This window comes from Senegalia massiliensis, from assembly GCF_009911265.1.
Classification (GTDB): Bacteria; Bacillota; Clostridia; order Tissierellales; family SIT17; genus Anaeromonas; species Anaeromonas massiliensis_A.
Genome location: NZ_QXXA01000012.1, coordinates 97045 through 118940 on the forward strand (window position 1 = coordinate 97045; position 21896 = coordinate 118940).

At 28.6% G+C, this 21896-nt stretch carries 22 protein-coding genes; all 22 read left to right on the forward strand.

The annotated features are described in order from the left end of the window. Positions 1 to 20: 20 nt before the first annotated feature. The 22 genes from yabQ (at position 21) to D3Z33_RS11860 (ending at position 21882) form a co-directional block, all read left to right on the forward strand. Positions 21 to 470: a spore cortex biosynthesis protein YabQ gene (gene yabQ / locus D3Z33_RS11755; RefSeq protein ID WP_160197951.1), complete on the forward strand. Its 450-nt coding sequence runs from the start codon at positions 21 to 23 to the stop codon at positions 468 to 470. Between the two features lie 92 nt (positions 471 to 562). After that, positions 563 to 952 carry an FtsB family cell division protein gene (locus D3Z33_RS11760; protein ID WP_160197952.1) on the forward strand — a complete coding sequence of 130 codons (390 nt, stop codon included), beginning with the start codon at positions 563 to 565 and terminating at the stop codon, positions 950 to 952. An 84-nt stretch (positions 953 to 1036) separates the two neighbouring features. After that, positions 1037 to 1432, forward strand: coding sequence for a S1 RNA-binding domain-containing protein (locus D3Z33_RS11765; protein WP_160197953.1), 396 nt, complete (start codon positions 1037 to 1039; stop codon positions 1430 to 1432). A 275-nt stretch (positions 1433 to 1707) separates the two neighbouring features. Further along, on the forward strand, positions 1708 to 4092 hold the full coding sequence (spoIIE, locus tag D3Z33_RS11770; protein WP_160197954.1) for a stage II sporulation protein E: 2385 nt from the start codon (positions 1708 to 1710) through the stop codon (positions 4090 to 4092). Between the two features lie 79 nt (positions 4093 to 4171). Beyond that, positions 4172 to 4846: a vWA domain-containing protein gene (locus D3Z33_RS11775; protein WP_160197955.1), complete on the forward strand. Its 675-nt coding sequence runs from the start codon at positions 4172 to 4174 to the stop codon at positions 4844 to 4846. 3 nt (positions 4847 to 4849) lie between these two features. Further along, positions 4850 to 5704, forward strand: a complete 855-nt coding sequence (locus D3Z33_RS11780) for a protein kinase domain-containing protein (protein WP_160197956.1) — start codon at positions 4850 to 4852, stop codon at positions 5702 to 5704. Between the two features lie 17 nt (positions 5705 to 5721). Beyond that, positions 5722 to 7113, forward strand: coding sequence for a tRNA lysidine(34) synthetase TilS (gene tilS, locus D3Z33_RS11785; RefSeq protein WP_160197957.1), 1392 nt, complete (start codon positions 5722 to 5724; stop codon positions 7111 to 7113). Positions 7114 to 7115: 2 nt separating this feature from the next. Then, complete coding sequence (gene hpt / locus D3Z33_RS11790) at positions 7116 to 7652, forward strand: hypoxanthine phosphoribosyltransferase (protein WP_160197958.1); 537 nt, start codon at positions 7116 to 7118, stop codon at positions 7650 to 7652. A gap of 76 nt (positions 7653 to 7728) precedes the next feature. Further along, positions 7729 to 9651, forward strand: coding sequence for an ATP-dependent zinc metalloprotease FtsH (gene ftsH / locus D3Z33_RS11795; RefSeq protein WP_160197959.1), 1923 nt, complete (start codon positions 7729 to 7731; stop codon positions 9649 to 9651). Positions 9652 to 10087: 436 nt separating this feature from the next. Next, positions 10088 to 10408, forward strand: a complete 321-nt coding sequence (locus D3Z33_RS11800) for a DUF3870 domain-containing protein (protein WP_160197960.1) — start codon at positions 10088 to 10090, stop codon at positions 10406 to 10408. A gap of 17 nt (positions 10409 to 10425) precedes the next feature. Further along, on the forward strand, positions 10426 to 11922 hold the full coding sequence (locus tag D3Z33_RS11805) for an acetyl-CoA hydrolase/transferase family protein (protein WP_201750515.1): 1497 nt from the start codon (positions 10426 to 10428) through the stop codon (positions 11920 to 11922). A gap of 139 nt (positions 11923 to 12061) precedes the next feature. Continuing rightward, positions 12062 to 13714 carry an acyl-CoA mutase large subunit family protein gene (locus D3Z33_RS11810; protein ID WP_201750524.1) on the forward strand — a complete coding sequence of 551 codons (1653 nt, stop codon included), beginning with the start codon at positions 12062 to 12064 and terminating at the stop codon, positions 13712 to 13714. Positions 13715 to 13737: 23 nt separating this feature from the next. Beyond that, complete coding sequence (locus D3Z33_RS11815; RefSeq protein WP_160197962.1) at positions 13738 to 14133, forward strand: cobalamin B12-binding domain-containing protein; 396 nt, start codon at positions 13738 to 13740, stop codon at positions 14131 to 14133. Positions 14134 to 14146: 13 nt separating this feature from the next. Next, positions 14147 to 15085 (forward strand): methylmalonyl Co-A mutase-associated GTPase MeaB, encoded by a 939-nt coding sequence (meaB, locus tag D3Z33_RS11820; protein WP_347561268.1) that lies wholly within the window; start codon positions 14147 to 14149, stop codon positions 15083 to 15085. Positions 15086 to 15099: 14 nt separating this feature from the next. After that, a complete protein-coding gene (mce, locus tag D3Z33_RS11825; RefSeq protein WP_160197963.1) occupies positions 15100 to 15501 on the forward strand; it encodes a methylmalonyl-CoA epimerase in 402 nt (133 codons plus the stop codon). A 20-nt stretch (positions 15502 to 15521) separates the two neighbouring features. Then, positions 15522 to 17069 (forward strand): acyl-CoA carboxylase subunit beta, encoded by a 1548-nt coding sequence (locus D3Z33_RS11830; protein WP_160197964.1) that lies wholly within the window; start codon positions 15522 to 15524, stop codon positions 17067 to 17069. 27 nt (positions 17070 to 17096) lie between these two features. Beyond that, a complete protein-coding gene (locus D3Z33_RS11835) occupies positions 17097 to 17483 on the forward strand; it encodes an OadG family protein (protein WP_160197965.1) in 387 nt (128 codons plus the stop codon). Between the two features lie 13 nt (positions 17484 to 17496). Further along, the gene (locus D3Z33_RS11840) at positions 17497 to 17901 is read left to right on the forward strand and encodes a biotin/lipoyl-containing protein (protein ID WP_160197966.1); all 405 of its coding nucleotides are present in this window, start codon (positions 17497 to 17499) and stop codon (positions 17899 to 17901) included. Between the two features lie 30 nt (positions 17902 to 17931). Beyond that, complete coding sequence (locus D3Z33_RS11845; protein ID WP_160197967.1) at positions 17932 to 19062, forward strand: sodium ion-translocating decarboxylase subunit beta; 1131 nt, start codon at positions 17932 to 17934, stop codon at positions 19060 to 19062. Positions 19063 to 19186: 124 nt separating this feature from the next. Next, positions 19187 to 20470, forward strand: coding sequence for an SLC13 family permease (locus D3Z33_RS11850; RefSeq protein ID WP_160197968.1), 1284 nt, complete (start codon positions 19187 to 19189; stop codon positions 20468 to 20470). A gap of 135 nt (positions 20471 to 20605) precedes the next feature. Further along, on the forward strand, positions 20606 to 20881 hold the full coding sequence (locus D3Z33_RS11855; protein ID WP_160197969.1) for a YtxH domain-containing protein: 276 nt from the start codon (positions 20606 to 20608) through the stop codon (positions 20879 to 20881). A 17-nt stretch (positions 20882 to 20898) separates the two neighbouring features. Next, positions 20899 to 21882, forward strand: coding sequence for a biotin--[acetyl-CoA-carboxylase] ligase (locus tag D3Z33_RS11860; RefSeq protein WP_160197970.1), 984 nt, complete (start codon positions 20899 to 20901; stop codon positions 21880 to 21882). Positions 21883 to 21896 lie beyond the last annotated feature (14 nt).

Here is a 21896-nt window from a genome sequence, read left to right on the forward strand (position 1 = left end):
ATTTTAACTGGGGGAGTAATATGTCAAATTTAGTATTAGAACAATTTTATATATTAATTAAATTAATTATAGGTGGAATTATTTTAGGGCTTATATATGATCTATACAGAGTATTTAGATATTATCTAAAGCCAAAAAAAATTGCTACAATGATAGAAGATACTATATTCTTTATACTGATATCTATTATAGTATTATTTTTATTGTTTTATACTAACTCTGCAGAACTTAGATGGTATGTTTTTTTAGGATTTTTAGTTGGTAGTATTCTTTATAAAATAATATTTAGTAAATATATAATAAAAATATTAATTTTTATTATGAATAAAATTATAAAGGTGTTTAAAAAAACACTTGATACTATAATTTCTCCTATTAAAATATTAATAAATATAATAAAAATTCTTCTTAAAAAAATATTAAAATGGATAAAAAAAGGGTATAAAGATAATGATAAGCGAAAAAAATAGTAATAATGTTCTATATTTATTGCTTTAAAATATGGAAATTATAGCATATAATATAATTATAAATAAAACTATTTAGGAATAGAGGACCTAATATGAAAAAGAGGAAAAAAAATAAATTTAAAATAAAATACATATTGATGATACTATTTATTATTTACTTAGCAAGTATATTTATAAGACAAGAGTTTGAAATAAATAAACTTGAAGCTAATATAAAAGATCAAAAACAGAAAAAAACAGAACTAAAAGAATATATTTCTGAAAATGAAAAAAAAGCTGAGTATTTAAATAATATATCATCTGCTAAAAATCCAGTTAACTATATGAATTCTTTAGATAATGAGAAACAAAAAGAAGAATATAAGAAGATTTTAGAACATATAGAGAATGTAGCAAGAGAAGAATTGTTTATGGTAAAACCTAATGAAATAATTTACATAGATAAAAATAAGTTAAAAAATGTATTTGATGAAACACCTTAGAAAATAGGTATATTGACATATATTAAATATTCATATATACTTTAGTAGATTAGTATAGATATTAAAAGGAGGAGTATTGTATTTATGCCCGTTAAAGTAGGTAGTATTGTTGAAGGAACAGTTACTGGTATAACTAATTTTGGAGCATTTATTCAGCTGGGAGAAGGTGAGACTGGATTAGTTCATATTTCTGAGGTTTCAGATGATTATGTTAAAGATATTAATAATTATTTGAAAAAAGCACAAAAAGTTAAGGTGAAAGTTTTATCTATGGAAAAAGGCAAAATTAGTTTATCCATAAGACAAGCTAAACCAAAAACAAGTAATCCACAAGAAATTGATTGGTCAAAAAAAGCTGATCCAAAGATGAAAGGCTTATCATTTGAAGATAAACTTTCAAAGTTTCTAAAAGACAGTAACGAAAGACAAGATCAAATTAAATCTAGAGATTCAAAAAGAGGTATGAATTCTAAATCTTAAATTCAATAAAATAATAATATTTGATTTATTATAGCAATCATAATATTTATTAAACGATATATTAAAATGTTAACATTTTAATATATCGTTTTTTATTATACTTGAAAAATTTGTAGAATCAAAAAAACATTATAAAGCTGATAGATAGATAAAAAATTAAAAAAAATCTACTTTTATGACGAAAAGTTTTTAAGTTTGGACAACCATAATTGACAAATATTTTACTTTTACTTTGTTAGAATATATGTAGGTAACGATAGAGGATGGTGGTTCTAATGATAAATACGGAATTGAATAATCTAAAAATTAAGAAAGATAGTAAAAAAATAATTATACAAATATTAAGAGACATATACAAAAAAGAAATTACAATTAATAGTATAGCAGTATTTTTAATTTCTTTATGTATATCTAGAGCATCCGTAATGAATAACTTAACACCTTTTGGAATAGCTTTTTTAGTATCATACTCTTTTAAGTATAAATCTAAGTTTTCTACATTGATAGCAGTATCTATTGGAACTATAACAATACATGGGTTAAATAGTTATCAATATATTATTCCTATGATTATTCTATATTTTTTAATTAATATATTAGATTTTAAAAATAAAAAAATATTATTTTCACTATTGACAGCATCTATACTTTTTATTTTTAGAAGTATGATTATGATAGGAACTGACTTTTATATATATGATTTAATGATAATTATATTTGAATCAATTATAGTTTTCTCAATATCATTTATATTTACATATAGCATAAGCTTTTTAGATAATATTAAGAATAGGTTATTTACGAATGAAGAAATGATCTCTTCGGTAATTATGTTATCTATAGCAGTTACAGGAGTATCTGACATTTCAATATTTTCTTTATCTATAATGGATATATTAGGGGTATTTCTTATATTGTTTTTTGCATATACAAGAGGTATAAGTATGGCTACTGTTATAGGTGTTAGTATAGGTCTTATAAGCTCAATGTCCAAAGTGGACATGCCTTATATAATATCAATATTTGCTATATCAGGGTTACTTGCAGGTGTATTTAAGGATATAGGGAAAATTGGAATAATATTAGGATTTACTTTAGGGAATTTGATAATGTCATTTTATATAAATGGTTTTTCTACAGAAATAATAGGATTTAAAGAGATGATAATAGCATCTATTATATTTTTTCTAGTTTCTAAGAAGGTTTCTGGAGCTAGTAATAAAATAATTATAGGCTCAGATAGAGGTTATTTAGTAGAAGATGTATATAGTAATAGAATAAAAGATATTACTTTCAGAAGATTAAATGAATTCTCCAGTGTATTCAAAGAGTTATCAGATATCCTCAAGAAAGTTTCGTATAGAGAGAATATATTAGAAGAAAATGATATATCTTCTTTAATGGATTCTATATCTTCTGAAATATGTGGTAATTGTCCAATGAATAGAATATGTTGGAAAAATGATTTTTATAATACTTACAATAAAATGTTTGAAGTAATAGTAAAATTGGAAAATAAAGGAGTGATTTCTGAAAGAGATTTACCGGAATTATTTCACAATAGGTGTAAAAACAAAAATAATTTCATTGAAAAAATAAATAATATATTTAATATTTATAGATTAAATTATAAATGGGAGAAAAAAATTACAGAAAGTAGACAAATGGTATCTCAACAATTGAATGGTGTAAGTAACATAATAAAAGATTTAGCAAAAGAAATATATACCGATATAAGATTCAAAGAAGAGGTTGAAAGAAATATATTTAGTGAATTAAGAAAAGAAGATATACCTATAAAAGAAATAACAGTTACAGAATCAAATGAAGGTAAGTTTGAAATATATATAGATTTAAAAATAACTTGTAATAAAGAGAGGATGATTTCTAAGGTGATTAATATAGCATCAGAAGTAGTAGGATATAGATTAATAAGAGATAGATTTTCTACAAGTGATTTAGACTATGATAAGGGAGTAAGATTCAAACTAATAAAATCCAATAGATATAGTTCTGTGACAAGAGTTGCTGTATGTTATGATAATGATAATTATATTTCTGGTGATAGTTATACATTTGGTGAAAGACAAAATAATTATTATGCAGTACTTAGTGATGGCATGGGGAGAGGAGAAAGGGCTAAAACAGAGAGTAGTATTACCATAAATTTATTAGAAAAATTCTTGGAAGCGGGATATGATAAAGAACTGGCTTTGAGAACTATAAATTCAATATTAGTATTAAAATCTAATGAAGAAGTTTTTACAACTATTGATATGTCCATTTTAGATTTATATAAAGGAAATGCACAATTTATAAAAATAGGCTCAGCTCCTACTTTTATAAAAAGGAAAGATAGAGTTGAGATAATAAATTCTAATACACTTCCAGTTGGAATATTGAAAGAGGTAGATTTTAATATTTATGAGAGTAATATTGAGGATGGGGACTTTATAATAATGATGTCAGATGGATTATTAGATTCAAATGAAGAGGTTTATGATAAAGAGAAATGGATGAAAGATATAATAGAAAATATAAAAAGTAAAAATCCACAAACAATAGCTGATCAAATTTTAAAGAATTCAATAGATGTATCAAGTGATAATAGTAAAGATGATATGACAGTATTAGTAACTAAAGTATGGAAAAAAAGATAAAGCTTTTGCTTTATCTTTTTTGTTTATCTATTTTCCTATTGGCAATACTTATTTTTAAAAGATAATAGGGGGTAGTATAATGCAAAAAGAAATATTTCTTAAACAGATAATATTAGTTACAGATGGTGAATCGAATAGCTTTAAAAATCCTATTAATATAACTAAAAAAGTAATTAAAGAAGGAATAACTGTTAGTACAATAGGTATATTAAATGAAAAAAGTAATACTAGAGCAAAATTTGAATTGGAAAGTATAGCTGATATAGGTAAAGGAGTATGTGAACTAACAAATATAGAAAACTTAAGTTCTACAGTATATAATACAACAAAAAAATCAATATATAATACATTGCAATCAGTAATAAATACTGAATTAAAAAAAGTAGTAGGTAGTGATATTTCAAATGTAGATCCAACTTGTAGACAAAAAGTAATAATGATGATGGAAGATTTATCAGATTCATTTGACTTAAAGACTATTATATTATTAGATACAAGTAAAAGTATGAATTTAAAAGTTAATGCTGCAAAAAAATCAATAATAAATCTTTTAAATACACTAAAGTCTAGAAAAGGTAAAAATCATATAGCAGTTATGATTTTCCCTTATAAGGATAAAGATTATAAACTTATATGTGATTTTACTGATAATATAAGGACACTTAAAAAAAGCTTAAAAAGTATAGTTACGCAAGGTCTTACTCCCACTGGAGAGGCATTAGAAAATGCATATATCCATATGAAAAGAGATTAAAGTATGACTATAGGTATTATAAAGGGAAGATGGAATAAGAATAGATATATAATAGAAAAAGAGTTAGGCAGAGGAAATATAGGAATTGTTTATTTAGTAAGAAATAATCAAGGGAAAAAATTTGCTTTAAAATGTTCCGATGATATAACATCTCTTACAATTGAGTTTAATGTATTAAAAAAATTGTCATTATCATTTATACCTAAGGTTTATGATTTGGATGATGCATATGTTGGACATGGTTACATATATTTTTTTGTTATGGAATACATAGAAGGAATTTGTTTAAATGAATATATAAAAGGTAAATCTAATATAGAAGAATTACTCCAAATATCATATGAACTATCAAAAAATCTATATGATATTTATAAATTAGGGTATACTTATTGGGATATAAAATTTGAAAACATAATAATTGAAAAAAATACTAGAAAATTAAAATTAATAGATTTTGGAGGAGTAACAAAAAATAATTATTCAATAAAAGAATATACACCTTTATATAATATTAATTCATTTCTTGATACACCTTTTTATGATGATAGAGCATTGGTGTTTTCTGTAAACCTTTTGCTAATCTCATCTTTAACTAAGGAAAGTTATAATCCATTGACAAATAATATTGAAGATATAATATATAAGATGAAGACACTAAAAATTAATGATGATATTAAGACGCTGATTACAAGAGGATTAAAAGGTAAATATAATATGAATGAGTATATACATGATATAGATAATATATTAAATTGTAATGAAAAATTATATGCTATTAAATATATAGATAGATTTTTTTTTCTTAGCTTAAGTCTTTTTTTGATTTTTTTAGGGGTTTTATTTAAAATATATATATAATTTAAATGAGGGATTAGATGGAGAATAAAGTATTAAAAACAATAGAAGAATATAATCTAATAAAAAAAGATGATAATATTATAGTTGGAGTATCAGGTGGGCCTGACTCAATTTTTTTATTATCAACATTAGATAAAATTAAACAAAAAATTAAATTTAACATAGTAGTTTGTCATATTAATCATGGAACAAGAGGAATTGAGACAGATAAAGATGAAATCTTTGTAAAAGAACTATGTAAAAATATGAAAGTTGATTTTCATTCTATAAAAGTTGATATGAATGGATATGCTAAACAAAAAAATATATCTTCAGAAGAAGCAGGAAGAGAATTAAGATATGATTTTTTTAGAAAAACTTTTAAAAAATATAATAATAAAGGTAGTATTGCTGTAGCTCATAATAAAAATGACCAAGCAGAAACTATGATTATGAGATTTTTAAGAGGAACAGGTATAGATGGATTAAAAGGAATGGATTTTAAAAATGGTGACATTATTAGACCTATATTAAATATAAACAGAGAAGAAATAGAAAAATATATTTCTGAAAATAATATAAAAGTAAGAATAGATGAAACTAATAAAATGGATATTTATAGAAGGAATAAGATAAGGTTAAACTTAATACCTAATATTAAAAAAGAATACAATCCATCCATAATAGATACTCTTTATAGAACTTCCAAGATAATGAAAGTTGATTCTGATTTTATAAATGATTATGCTAATGAACAGTTTAATAATTTAAAAACTCAAATTTCAAAAGAAAAAATTTCATTAGATAAAGAGATGTTAATTAATCAACATAAAGCAATTCAATATAGAATAATAAGAGTAGCAATTGAAAAATTAATAGGTCATTTAAAAGAAGTAGAACAAATACATATAGAATCAATAATAAATTTAATTGAAAATAATAGTACAGGTAAAAGAATAGATATATCTAATGGAATAGAAGCATTTATAAATTATAACTACTTAGAAATAAGATTTAAAACTAAGGAAGAAAAAATAATATTAGATAAAGAATTAAGCTTAAAAGATACTAATTATATAGATGTATTAAGGTTAGAAATAACTTTAAAAGTTGAAAATTTTAACAAAAATAAAATAAATCAAAAAGACATGTTTATAAAATATTTTGATTATGATAAAATAGTAGGTGGTTTGTTTATAAGATTTAGAAAACCAGGAGATAAATTTAGACCTTTAGGAATGAAAGGAAATAAAAAATTAAAAGACTTTCTTATTGATGAAAAGATTCCAAGAGAAAAGAGGAATAAAATACCTATTATCTATGACAAGCAAGGAATTTTATGGGTAGTAGGTCATAGAATAAGTGAAGATTATAAAGTAAGTTGTAATACAGAAAAAGTTTTAATGATTGCTATAAAAAATAGGGGGTAAAGATGAAACAAGATATTAAAGAAGTTTTAATTGATGAAACACAGATCCAGAACAAAAATAGTGAATTAGGTAAAATAATATCAGAACATTATAGAGGTGAAAAATTAACGGTTATTTGTATACTTAAAGGTGCAATAATGTTTATGAGTGACTTGATAAAAAATATAGATGTACCTTTAGAAATAGATTTTATGGATGTATCAAGTTATGGAGAAGGAACAACATCTTCTGGAGTAGTGAAAATTATTAAAGATTTAGATGCTAGTATTGAAGATAAAAACATATTAATAGTAGAAGATATTATAGATAGTGGTTTAACTCTTAGTTATCTTATGAAAATATTAAAGTCTAGAGGACCAAAAAGTATAGAAATATGTACTTTATTAGATAAGCCAACAGGAAGAAAAATTGATATAGATGTTAAATATGTAGGATTTACTGTTCCAGATGCATTTTTAGTAGGTTATGGACTAGACTATTCAGAAAAGTATAGGAATCTTCCGTATATAGGGATATTAAAAGAAAATGTATACCGTTAACTATAATTGTATTTTAAATTCATCTGTGATAGAATAATTTAATATTAGTCTTTTTAATTTGGAAGGAGGAACACTTTTGAGGAAGTTTTTTAGAGGTATAAGTGCTTATTTACTTATATTCGTAGTTATTGTATTAGTAGTAGGGCTATTTATGGATGGTAAAGCTGAAACTGTACAATTTAGCTATTCAAAATTTAAAGAAGAAGCAGCAAAAGGAAATATAGAATCAGTAACATTGGTTAAAAATAAAGTTCAAGGTACGTTAAATGATGAGGCAAAAACTAAGTTTACTTCATATATACCTGAAGTAGAGAAAGAATATTATGATGAAGTGGTTGCTGATACAGGGATAAAGGTTACTGCTAAACCAGATCCAGGGACTCCTTGGTATATTAGCGCATTACCAACTATATTTATGATACTTATATTTATAGTATTTTGGTTTGTATTTATGCAAAAGTCACAAGGTGGTGGAGGACGAGTAATGTCCTTTGGTAAAAGTAAGGCAAAAATGCATAAAGAAGATCCTAAAAACAAAATTACATTTGATGATGTAGCAGGACTTGAAGAAGAAAAAGAAGAATTAGTTGAAGTAGTTGATTTTCTGAAAAACCCTAAAAAATTCACACATTTAGGTGCTAGAATTCCTAAAGGGGTCTTAATGGTAGGACCTCCAGGAACAGGTAAAACATATCTTTCCAAGGCAACTGCTGGTGAAGCAGGAGTACCATTCTTCAGTATAAGTGGTTCTGACTTTGTAGAAATGTTTGTAGGTGTTGGAGCATCCAGAGTTAGAGACTTATTTGAACAAGCTAAGAAGAGTTCACCTTGTATTGTGTTTATTGATGAAATTGATGCAGTAGGTAGAAGAAGAGGAGCTGGTCTTGGTGGTGGTCATGATGAAAGAGAACAAACACTTAACCAACTTCTTGTGGAAATGGATGGGTTCGGAATAAATGAAGGTATTATAATTATAGCAGCAACAAATAGACCTGATATATTAGACCCTGCTCTTTTAAGACCAGGTAGATTTGATAGACAAGTACAAATTGGCGTTCCAGATATTAAAGGACGTGAAGCTATATTAAAAATTCATGCTAAAGGTAAACCATTAGCTAAAGATATAGATTTAAATGTAATTGCAAGAAGAACTATAGGATTTACTCCAGCAGATTTAGAAAATTTAATGAATGAATCTGCATTACTTTCTGCAAGAGAAGATTTAAAGGAAATACCAATGAGGCTTTTAGAAGAAGCGATTACGAAGGTTATAGCTGGACCTGAGAAACGTAGTAGAGTAAGAAGTGAAAAAGAAAATAAACTTACAGCTTATCACGAAGCTGGTCATGCAGTTGTGGGTAAATTACTTCCGAATGCAGATCCAGTGCATATGGTTACTATAATGCCTAGAGGTAGAGCTGGTGGATTTACTATGAGCTTACCTACAGAAGACAGAAGTTATATGTCTAAAACAGAAATGGAAGAAAAAATTGTTGAATTATTAGGTGGTAGAGTAGCAGAAAAATTAGTTTTAGATGATATAAGTACAGGTGCATCTAATGACATTGAAAGAGCAACTAAAATTGCACGTGATATGGTAACTCATTATGGTATGAGTGATAAACTTGGACCTATGACTTATGGAAAAGATGATAGTCAAGTATTCCTTGGTAAAGATATAGGTAGAAGTAAGGATTACAGTGAGGAAGTAGCTTCTGAAATTGATCATGAAATGAGAAGAATAGTAGAAGAAGCATATGAAAGAGCTGTGAATATCCTTACAGAAAATATAGATAAGCTTCATGAAGTAGCTCAAAAATTATTAGAACAAGAAACATTAAATAAGGATGAATTCAATTCTATCTTTGAAGAAAAGATAGAAAATCAAGAAGCTTATGATGAAGAAAGTAAAATTGATATAAAGAATGAAAATATCGGAGAACAAAATATAGAAGATAAAATAGTTGAAGAAGATAAAGATATTGATAAAGAAGAATAAAAAATATGGCTCAATGAGCCATATTTTTTATATGATTAAATTTCCTGTCGTAATTTCCCGGGGAATACATTGAAATGTCGAAAGAATAAAGGAATATTTCAAAAATAAATGAATAACAATTATATTAAAAGTAAAAAATATTAATTTTATACTTGTATTATAATTATCATTATATTATAATGTATTTAAAGAAAAACATTTAGAAAATTTAATAAAGATACCATATGGTTGTGGTGATAAAATAACCTTTTATCAATAAAATAACTATAGCACGGTAGTCTAAGTTTAATCCTTAGTTCTACTGTGCTTTTTTATATTTTTTTTCGATGGTTAATAATTAAACAAAGGAGGTGTGAAAAAAATCTTCATATAATTATCTATGAAAGCAATTTTTCTGTTAAAATATAATTAAAAGCTTTTAATTGGAGTGATCGAATTGTATAAAAATCAAGTCTTTTTAACAGGTTATGCTAAACTTCCTGAGGGAATTACTGCAAGAGAATTATATGGAGTAGTAGCACTTGCAATGACAGTAGATAAATGCACAGGAGAAATATTAGATGTTGAGCCAACATTGTCTACTTATCTTGGAAGAACATTTGTAAAAGAACTATTAGTAGGTGAAAAAATAAGTGATTTAAATCAATTAGAAATGAAGGTAAAAAAACATTATTTTGGTTCTGCAAAAAAAGCTATTTTAACAACTATAAAAATGTGTCATAAGAATTTTAGTAAAATAAATGGTAAATTAGTATAAAATAAGGGGGAATTTAGTTGATAGAAAATAGATTGAGAAATGAAGAACTTAAAAAAAGGATAATGGAAGCAAGTGAAGCTGCAAAATTTTTTAAAAAAGGTATGACAGTAGGAACTAGTGGATTTACACCTGCTGGCTATCCAAAAGCAGTACCTCTTGCCATAGCTGAAAGAAAAGAAAATGGAGAAGATTTAGAGCTAACTATAATAACTGGTGCATCTGTAGGAGATGAGCTAGATGGAGCACTTGCCCGTTCGGGAGTACTTAAGAGGAGATATCCTTATCAAACTAATAAAGATTCTAGAAATGGTATAAATGATAGCAAAATAGAATATGCTGATATGCATTTAAGCCACACACCACAATGGGTTAAGTATGGTTTTTTTGGAAATATAGATATAGCTTTGGTAGAGGCTGTTGCTATAAGAGAAGATGGAGGTATAATTCCTTCTACATCAGTAGGTAATTCTAATGTATTTATAGAAAAGGCTGATAAAGTAATAGTAGAAATAAATACTAGTCAACCTCTATCACTTGAAGGGATACATGATATATATTCTCCAAAAAACCCACCAAATAGAGAGCCTATTCCTATAACACAGACAGAGGAAAAAATAGGTACAGGTTATATACCATGTGATCTAGAAAAAATAGTTGCAATTGTTATCACTGATAAAAAAGATAGGACTCGTCCTGTAGCACCTATTGATGATACATCTAAGAAAATTTCAGGTAACCTTATAAACTTTTTAAAGAAAGAAGTTGAAGAAAATAGATTACCAAAAGATTTATTACCATTACAATCAGGAGTAGGGAGTGTAGCAAATGCTGTACTAGGAGGTCTTGTGGATTCTGATTTTGAAAATCTTAAAATTTACTCAGAAGTAATTCAAGATTCTGCACTTGATTTACTTGACTCAGGTAAAGTGGTATTTGCATCTGGAACTTCATTAACAGTATCACCAGATAGATTAGATGATTTTTATCAAAATTTTAATAAGTATAGAGATAAAGTAATACTTAGACCACAAGAGATAAGTAATAACCCAGAAGTAATAAGAAGACTTGGAATAATAGCAATGAATACAGCTATAGAAGTTGATATATATGGAAATGTAAATTCTACTAATATAATGGGATCTAGAATGATGAATGGAATAGGTGGTTCTGGAGATTTTACAAGAAATGCATATTTATCAATATTTACAACTGAATCTATTGCAAAAAATGGAGATATTTCATCAATAGTACCTATGGTATCTCATCATGATCATACAGAACATGATGTTCATGTAATAGTAACAGAACAAGGTGTAGCAGATTTGAGAGGATTAAGCCCTAGAGAAAGAGCTAAGGTAATAATTGAAAATTGTGCACATCCAGATTACAAAGAAAAACTTCATGAGTATTATAATGAAGCATTTGATACTTGTAAACATAAACATACACCTCATTGTATTGAGAAATCGTTATCATGGCATGCAAAATTTCTGAAAGAAGGTAGTATGAAGTAATGATATATTAATTAAATTTAATATATGTATTTGTTGAAGGTATGTTATAAAAAATATAGAAGTAAATAAATTATAATGATATAATGACCTTTAATTTAAAGGAGGCAAAATTGTGAAGAATGATGAAAATGTTAAAGCAATGAAGGATTCAAGAGAGAAGTGGGAAGAGAGTACTTTAGACAAAGCTTTATCTCGTTTCCCAGAAAGAAAAGAAGAGTTTAAAAGTGGTTCAGGTCTTGAAGTAGAAAGACTTTACACTCCACTTGATATTGATGGATTAAACTACAATGAAGATTTAGGTTTTCCTGGTCAATTTCCTTATACTAGAGGTGTTCAACCTACAATGTATAGAGGAAGATTATGGACAATGAGAATGTATGCAGGCTTTGCTACAGCTGAAGAATCAAATAAAAGATATAAATATTTAGTTGAACAAGGTTCTACTGGACTTTCTGTTGCATTTGATTTACCAACTCAAATTGGATATGATTCTGATCATTCATTATCTCAAGGGGAAGTTGGAAAGGTTGGAGTTGCAATTGATTCACTTAAAGATATGGAATTATTATTTGATGGCATACCTTTAGATAAAGTAAGTACATCTATGACTATAAATGCTCCAGCTGCAGTATTACTTGCTATGTATATAGCAGTAGCAGAAAAGCAAGGTGTATCAGAAGAGAAACTTAGAGGGACTATACAAAATGATATATTGAAAGAATATATAGCTCGTGGAACTTATATTTTCCCAACAGAGCCATCTATGAGGCTTATAACTAATATTTTTGAATATTGTTCAAAAAATGTGCCTAAATGGAACACAATAAGTATTTCAGGTTACCATATAAGAGAAGCAGGATCTACTGCAGCTCAAGAAGTAGGATTTACTATAGCTGATGGAATCGCATATGTAGATGCTGCTATAAAAGCAGGATTAGATGTTGATTCATTTGCACCAAGATTATCATTTTTCTTTAATGCACATAATGACTTACTTGAAGAAGTGGCTAAGTATAGAGCAGCTAGAAGATTATGGGCAAGAATAATGAAAGAAAGATATAATGCTAAAAATCCTAAATCAATGATGCTTAAATTCCATACTCAAACAGGAGGGTCAACTCTTACAGCTCAACAGCCTGAAAATAATATTGTTCGTGTTGCTATTCAAACACTTGCAGCTGTACTTGGGGGTACTCAATCACTTCATACAAATTCTAAAGATGAAGCATTAGCACTTCCTTCAGAAAAATCTGTAAGAACAGCTTTAAGAACACAGCAAATAGTTGCTCATGAAAGTGGAGTAACTGATACTATAGATCCACTGGCTGGTTCATACTTTGTAGAAGCTAAAACTGATGAAATTGAAAAGAAAGCTATGGAATATATTGAAAAAATAGATGAAATAGGTGGAGCACCAAAAGCAATTGATATGGGTTATATTCAAAAAGAAATAATGGATGCTGCATATAGATATCAAAAATCAATAGAATCAGGAGAACAAATAGTAGTAGGAATGAATAAATTCCAATCAGAAGAAGAACCAGTAAAAGATTTACTAAAAGTAGATCCTAAAGTTGGAGAAATGCAAGTTGAAAAAATAAATCAACTTAAAGTAGAAAGAAATAATGATGAAGTTGAGTCTAAATTAAAAGCTTTAAGAAATGCATGTGAATCAGATGAAAATGTTATGCCATATATAATAGATGCTGTAAAAGAATATGCTACATTAGGAGAAATATGTGGAGTAATGAGAGAAGTATTTGGAGAATATGAGCAAGCAGTAATGTTATAAGAAAAAGATTAGGAGGATTTTAAATGGATAGACCTATTAGAGTATTAGTTGCTAAACCAGGATTAGATGGTCATGATAGAGGGGCAAAAGTTATTGCAAGAGCTTTGAGAGATGCAGGTATGGAAGTAATTTATACAGGACTTAGACAAACCCCAGAACAAATAGTGGCATCAGCAATACAAGAAGATGTTGATGTTGTAGCGTTAAGTATATTATCAGGTGCACATAATCATTTATTCCCTAAGGTAGTTGAATTATTGAAAGCAGAAGGTGCAGAAGATATACTTATTATTGGAGGAGGAGTTATTCCAGAAGATGATATACCAGAACTTAAAAAAGCAGGTATAGAAGAAGTATTTACACCTGGAACACCTACTACTACTACAATTGAATTTATAAAAAATAACTTAAAGAAGTAACTAAAATTAGGTGGTGCTAATATTGGATTTGGTAAAGAAATTACTTGAAGGAGATAAAAGAGCCTGTGCTAGAGCTATTACTAAAGCTGAAAATAATGAAAAAGGAGCTTTAGAAATTTTAAAAGAAATATATAAATACACAGGAAATGCTCATATTGTAGGAATTACAGGACCACCTGGTGGAGGAAAATCAACACTTACTTATAGATTGAGTAAAGAATTAAGTGATAAGGGTAAAAAAGTGGGGATCATTGCTATAGATCCCACTAGTCCTTTCACTGGTGGTTCAATATTAGGAGACAGAATAAGAATGAATAAATTATCAACTGATCCTAATGTATTTATAAGGAGTATGGGAACAAGAGGACATTTAGGTGGACTTTCAAAAGCGACATATGGAGCTATAAAAATATTTGATGCTTTTGGATGTGACTATATTTTCATTGAAACTGTAGGCGTAGGACAATCTGAAGTTGATATAGTTAAAACAGCGGATACAGTTGTGATGGTTATGGTGCCAGGACTTGGAGATGATATTCAAGCTATAAAGGCAGGTATAATGGAAATTGCAGATATTTTTGCTATAAATAAAAGTGATTTAGATGGAGCAGAGAGAACTACAGGGGAAATAAAGATGATGGTGGAAATGGATAATTCTGATAAAAAACCACCTATATTAAATGTTATAGCAAGTCAAAATGAAGGAATAGAAGATTTAGTGAAAGAAATTATCTGTCATAAAGAATACTTAGTATCATCTGGGGAATTAGAAGGCAAGAGAACGGAGAGACTGAGATCTGAGATAATAGATTTAGTTGAACAAGAGATTAAGTCTAGAATATTTAATGATAGAGATATATATAATCTTTTAGACAATATATTAAAAGATGTATACAATAAAGAAGTGGATCCTTATAGTGCTAAGGATGAATTATTTAATGCTATTATTTAAAGGAGGAATGTAAAATGGTAGGTAAAGTAGATCATATAGGTATAGCTGTAAAAGATTTAGAAGAAACATTAAAGTTTTATACAGATGTTTTAGGTATGGATTTACAAGGCACAGAAACTGTAGAGGAACAAAAGGTAAAAGTTGCATTTTTACCTATAGGTGATACAGAAATGGAGTTATTAGAATCTACAGATAAAGATGGTCCTATAGCAAAATATATTGAGAAAAAGGGTCAAGGGGTTCAACATATAGCTTACAGAGTAGATGATATAGAAAAAGCTATAGAAGAAATGAAAGAAAAAGGTATAAGAATGATTGATGAAAAACCAAGATATGGTGCTGGTGGAGCAAAAATAGCATTTTTACATCCAAAAAGTACTCATGGTGTATTGATAGAATTATGCCAAAGAGATTAATGTGGCTAGGAGGTTTATAAATGTCTAATAAAAGAGTAGAAGAATTACGCCAAAGAAAAGAAAATATAAGACTTGGCGGTGGAGAAAAAAGTATTGAAAAGCAACATGCAAAAGGTAAAATGACTGCAAGAGAAAGAATAGAATATTTATTAGATGATGGTAGTTTTATTGAAATAGATGCGTTTATTGAACATAGATGTACTAATTTTGGTATGGAAAAGAAAAAGGCCCCTGGTGAAGGTGTCGTTACAGGATATGGAACTATCAATGGAAGATTAATATATGTATTTGCTCAAGATTTCACTGTAATAGGTGGTTCACTTGGTGAAATGCATGCAGCAAAAATTTGTAAAGTACAAGAGATGGCAATTAAAGTAGGAGCTCCTTTAATTGGTATAAATGATTCTGGTGGAGCAAGAATACAAGAAGGGGTAGATGCACTTTTTGGATATGGAAATATATTCTATAATAACACGAAAGCTTCAGGTGTAATACCTCAGATATCAGTTATAATGGGTCCATGTGCAGGTGGAGCAGTATACTCTCCAGCTTTAACTGACTTTATATTTATGGTAGATAATACAAGTAAAATGTTTATAACTGGTCCTCAAGTTATAAAGACAGTTACAGGAGAAGAAGTTTCAGCTGAAGAACTAGGTGGAGCTATGACACATAATAGTACTAGTGGTGTGGCACATTTTATAAATAATACAGAAGAAGAAACATTAGATAATATCAAGACATTACTTAGTTTCTTACCTTCTAATAATTTAGAAGATGCTCCAAGTTTTGAATCACAAGATGACATAAATCGTATAGAAGAAAAATTAAATGAGATAATACCAGAAAATCCAAATAAGCCTTATGATATGAAGGATATAATATCTATATTAGGAGATAATGGTGAGTTTTTAGAAGTACAACCATATTATGCACAAAACATAATGACAGGATTTATGAGACTAAATGGTAGATCAGTAGGTATAATAGCTAATCAACCAAAAGTTTTAGCAGGATGTTTAGATATAAATGCTTCAGACAAGGCAGCAAGATTTATAAGAACTTGTGACGCATTTAACATCCCACTTCTAACTCTTGTAGATGTGCCAGGATTTTTACCAGGAACAGGGCAAGAATATGGTGGAATTATAAGACATGGAGCTAAAATGTTATATGCATATTCTGAAGCTACAGTACCAAAAGTTACTGTAATATTAAGAAAAGCTTATGGTGGAGCATATATTGCAATGTGTTCAAGACATCTTAAATCAGATTTTGTACTTGCTTGGCCTAGTGCAGAAATAGCAGTAATGGGTCCAGAAGGTGCAGCAAATATAATCTTTAGAAAAGAAATAAAAAATTCAGAAGATGCTATAAAAACAAGAAGTGAGAAAATAGGTGAATATAGAGATACTGTAGCAAATCCTTATGTGGCAGCATCTAGAGGATATATTGATGATGTAATAGAACCTCAATTAACTAGACCAAGAATAATAAATGCTTTTGATATGTTAGCAAGTAAAAGAGAAGAAATGCCAGCTAAGAAGCATGGTAATCTTCCGTTATAATACTATTAGTTAGAGAGGTGAGAGTAGATGAATTTACAAGATGGAGTTAATCTTTCAGAAGGATTAATAGTGACTCTATTTAGTATGGGTATAGTATTTCTCACACTTATCATTATCTCTTTTATATTAGGTGGGTTTAAAGCAATATTTTATAAAGATGATTCTAAAAAGACATCTGTTCAAAAGGAAACCCCTCCTATTGGAGACAATGCAATTGTAGAGGATACAGAAGAAATAGTTGATAATGATGAAGAAATAGTAGCAGTTATTGCAGCAGCAATAGCAGCACATACTGGAAGTAGAGTAGAGAATATAAATATAAAGAATATAAGAAGAATTCAACAAACTTCTCCAATATGGATGAAGGCGGGAAGAGAAAGAGCAGTATATAATAAGATAAGTAAAATGAAATAAGGAGGATATCAATATGAAAAAATATAATATATCTGTTAATGGAAATACTTACGAGGTTGAAGTAGAAGAAGTAGGAGCAAGTGCAAGTGAGTCAAGACCTAGTCAAGTTACTACACAAGTTAAAAGACCAGAACCATCTCCAGCACCACAACCTAAAAAACAAGAAAAACCAAAAGCTTCTACACCAAAAGCTGTACCACAAGGTGCAGAGACAGTTAGTGCACCTATGCCTGGTTCAGTATTAGATATAAAAGTATCAGAAGGGGATAGTGTTTCTGAAGGAGATGTTTTATTAATACTTGAAGCTATGAAAATGGAAAATGAAATAGTAGCACCAAGAAGTGGAAAAGTTGCAGCAGTAAATACTTCTAAGGGAGCATCTGTTAATTCAGGAGACGCATTAATATCCTTAGAATAATATTACTAATAGAAAGGAAGGTAACTCTAGATGGATATTTTACTCGAATTTTGGGAGAGTACCGGCTTTGCAGCTATGACTCTTGGAGAATTTGTTATGATAGGTATAGCATTAACATTTCTATATCTAGCTATTAAAAAAGGATATGAGCCTTATTTATTGATACCCATAGCGTTCGGTATGTTACTTGTAAATATGCCACTTGCAGGACTTATGGATAAAGGGGGACTCTTATACTATATTTACCAAGGAACAGAACTTGGAATTTATCCTCCTCTTATTTTTCTATGCGTAGGAGCAGGAACAGACTTTGGTCCTTTAATTGCTAATCCTAAAAGTTTATTACTTGGAGCGGCGGCGCAATTTGGTATATTCTTTACGTTTTTAGGGGCTCTATTTTTAAATAAATTTGTAGATTTAGTTAGTTTTTCAGGACCGGAAGCAGCATCAGTTGCTATTATAGGAGGAGCGGATGGACCTACAGCCCTATTTTTAACATCAAAACTTGCACCAGATTTATTAGGTCCTATTGCAATAGCTGCTTATTCATATATGGCATTAGTACCTATAATACAACCACCTATAATGAAAGCACTTACTACAAAAGAACAAAGACAAGTGAAAATGGAACAACTAAGACCAGTTTCAAAAACTGAAAAGGTATTATTTCCTATAGTTGTATCATTATTTACAATATTATTATTACCATCAGCAGCAGCTTTAATTGGTATGTTAATGTTAGGTAACTTAATAAGAGAATCTGGAGTAGTTCCAAAACTAACAGAGACAACTCAAAATTCACTTATGTATATAGTGACAATATTACTTGGAATTACAGTTGGAGCAAAAGCTAAGGCAGAATTATTCTTAACAGCTGAAACTTTAAGTATCATTGCTCTGGGTCTTGTTGCTTTTTCAGTAGGAACAGCAACTGGAGTATTATTTGGTCGTGTAATGTATAAATTAAGTGGAGGAAAAATCAATCCTATAATTGGAGCGGCAGGAGTATCAGCAGTACCAATGGCTGCAAGAGTTGCACAAAAAGTTGGACAAAAAGAAAATCCTTCTAACTTTTTATTGATGCATGCTATGGGGCCTAATGTAGCGGGAGTAATAGGCTCAGCAGTAGCAGCAGGATTATTATTAATGTTCTTTGGATAAATGAACATTTAAAAATTAATATATCAAGTTTCTTTTAAGGATATCCTTAAAAGAAACTTGATATAAAATATTTCGAATATTCGCAATATTTTTAGTAGTTTAAAATAAAAGGGGGAAGTAATTTATGAGCTTAGGTTTAGTGTCATTGTTAGTTTTAGTATTAGCAATATTTATTGGATTTAAAAGAGGAGTTAATACAGGACTTGTAAGTATAGCATTTGCATATATTTTAGGCTTTTTTGTAATGACAAATATATCTACAGATCCAGGGGTAGAAAATTTAGTTGCTATGTCGTCTGCTGCAGCTAAAGGAAAACCACTTATAGCAGGTTTTTCAACGAAACTATTTCTTATATTAGTAGGTATGACATTTTTGTTTAGTATTGCAAGAGTTAATGGAACACTTGAATTATTAGCACGTAAATCATCTCATTTAGCTAAGGGGAATAGGAAACTTATTCCAATACTTTTCTTCTTATTTTCACTTATATTAGCAGCGTTAGGACCTGGTAATATTGCAGTTTGTGCATTAGTATTACCAATTGCTATGGCAGTAGGAAATGAAGAGAAAATTAGTTCACTACTAATGGCTGCTATGGTAATAGCTGGCTCAAATGCTGGAGGTCTTTCACCAATAGCCCCTACAGGTATAATTGGAACACAACTTGCACAAGCAGCAGGTTATGATACAAGTATGCATGTATTTATTAATATGATAATAGCTCAAGTTATAGTTGCAGCTGTTTTATACTTTGTTTTAGGTGGATTTAAATTAAAAAAGGATATGTCAGCAGATAAAGCGAAGCCTGCTCCTTTCAATAAAACTCAGATAAATACATTAGTGGTAATAGGTTTAGTGGTAGTAGCTATAATAGGATTTAAAGCACATATAGGTTTTTCAGCATTCGTAGGTGGAGTTATATTACTTCTTTTAAAATCAGCAGATCAGAAGAAAACGATATCAGCAATACCATGGGGAACATTATTACTTGTAACAGGAGTTGGTGTACTTGTAAATGTAGTTACTATAGCAGGAGGAATAGATTATTTAACTGATGGTTTATCTAAATTTATGAATTCTACAACGGCTGCTCCTATAATATCAATAATAGCTGGTCTCATGTCAGCTGTATCATCTGCATCTGGTGTAGTTATGCCTACACTTATAACAACGGTTCCAGGACTTGTAGAAAGATTGGATGGTGTATCAGGGCCTACGCTTATTACAGCAATAATACTTGGTGCACATTTTGTAACTAATTCTCCTATATCAACACTTGGAGCACTTGCAATGGCAAATGCACCTGAAGAAGAAGACAAACAAAAATTATTTGGACAGTTACTTATATTAGGATTTGGTGGAGTTGTATTTGGAGCTTTATTAATTCTTATAGGTATAGTAGGCTAAGTATAAAATATAATAAGATTAAAAGAAAAGGGTATGCTATAAAAAGCGAACATTTTTTTAGTTCGCTTTTTTATATTATACTTGTATTTTAGGGTATATTAAATGATATAATAAATAAAAGGAGAGGTGAATAAAATGAGTAAAGAAAATAGCAAAGGTCTTAAAGGTATAACACTTGGCTTAATCATAGGTGCTGGAGCTGCATTATTATTATCACCTGAAGGTGGAAAAGAAAATAGGGAGAAATTAAAAAAGAATTTAATTAAAGCATCAGATAAATTAAAAGATATTGCAGAAGGTATAAAAGTTGATGAAAACACAAATTACATTAATGTAGAAAATGACAACATATCAAAAGATGGTAACGTATATGTGAATGAAAAACATATAGATGATATAGATTTAGATTAACATTAATAGGAGAAGACATGAAAGAAAAAATAGTAAAAATATTAAAACAAAATAAAAACAAATATATTTCTGGTGAAATTATTAGTGATGAGTTAAATGTTACTAGAACATCAATTTGGAAGTATATATCTGTATTAAGAAAAGAAGGATATGTTATAGATTCTGCATCTAGGAAAGGATATAAATTGATATCTTACCCAGATGTATTAGATATTGAAGTATTAGAAAGAAAACTTTCAACAAATCATATTGGTAAAACTATTTATTATTATGATACAGTAGATTCTACAAATATAAAGGCTAAGAATATAGCTTTAGATGAAAATAATGGAGCTGTTATAATATCAGAAGAGCAAACTAAAGGTAGAGGTAGACTTGGAAGAGATTGGATATCACCTAAATATAAAGGAGTGTGGATGTCTATAATATTAAAACCTAATATCCCACCTGAAGATGCACCAAAGATTACTCAAATAGCAGCAGCTGCAGTTTCTAAGTCATTTGATGATCTAGGGATAAAAAATAAAATCAAATGGCCTAATGATATAGTTATTAATAAAAAGAAAGTATGTGGAATATTAACTGAAATGAGTGGAGAAATTGGAAGATTGAAATATATCGTCATAGGAATAGGGATTAATGCTAATTTAGATGAAAAAGATTTGACTGATGATATAAAGGAGATGGCTACTTCAATTAAGATTGAAAATGGATCAATTGTTAATAGAGAAAATTTAATTATAGATATATTAGAAAAATTTGAATATTTATATGAAGATTTTTTAAAAACTAAATCATTAAATAAAACTCTTGATATATGTTCTGAAAAATCAGCCTTATTAGGCAAAATGGTATATTTAGTAAAAGGAGAAGAAAGGTTTAAGGTAAGAGCTATAGATTTAGATTCAGAAGGTAGGCTTATAGTAGAAGATAAATTAGGAAATAAAGAAACTATAATTTCTGGTGAAATTTCTATCAGAGGATTAGAGAATTATGTATAAATATTTTAATATAA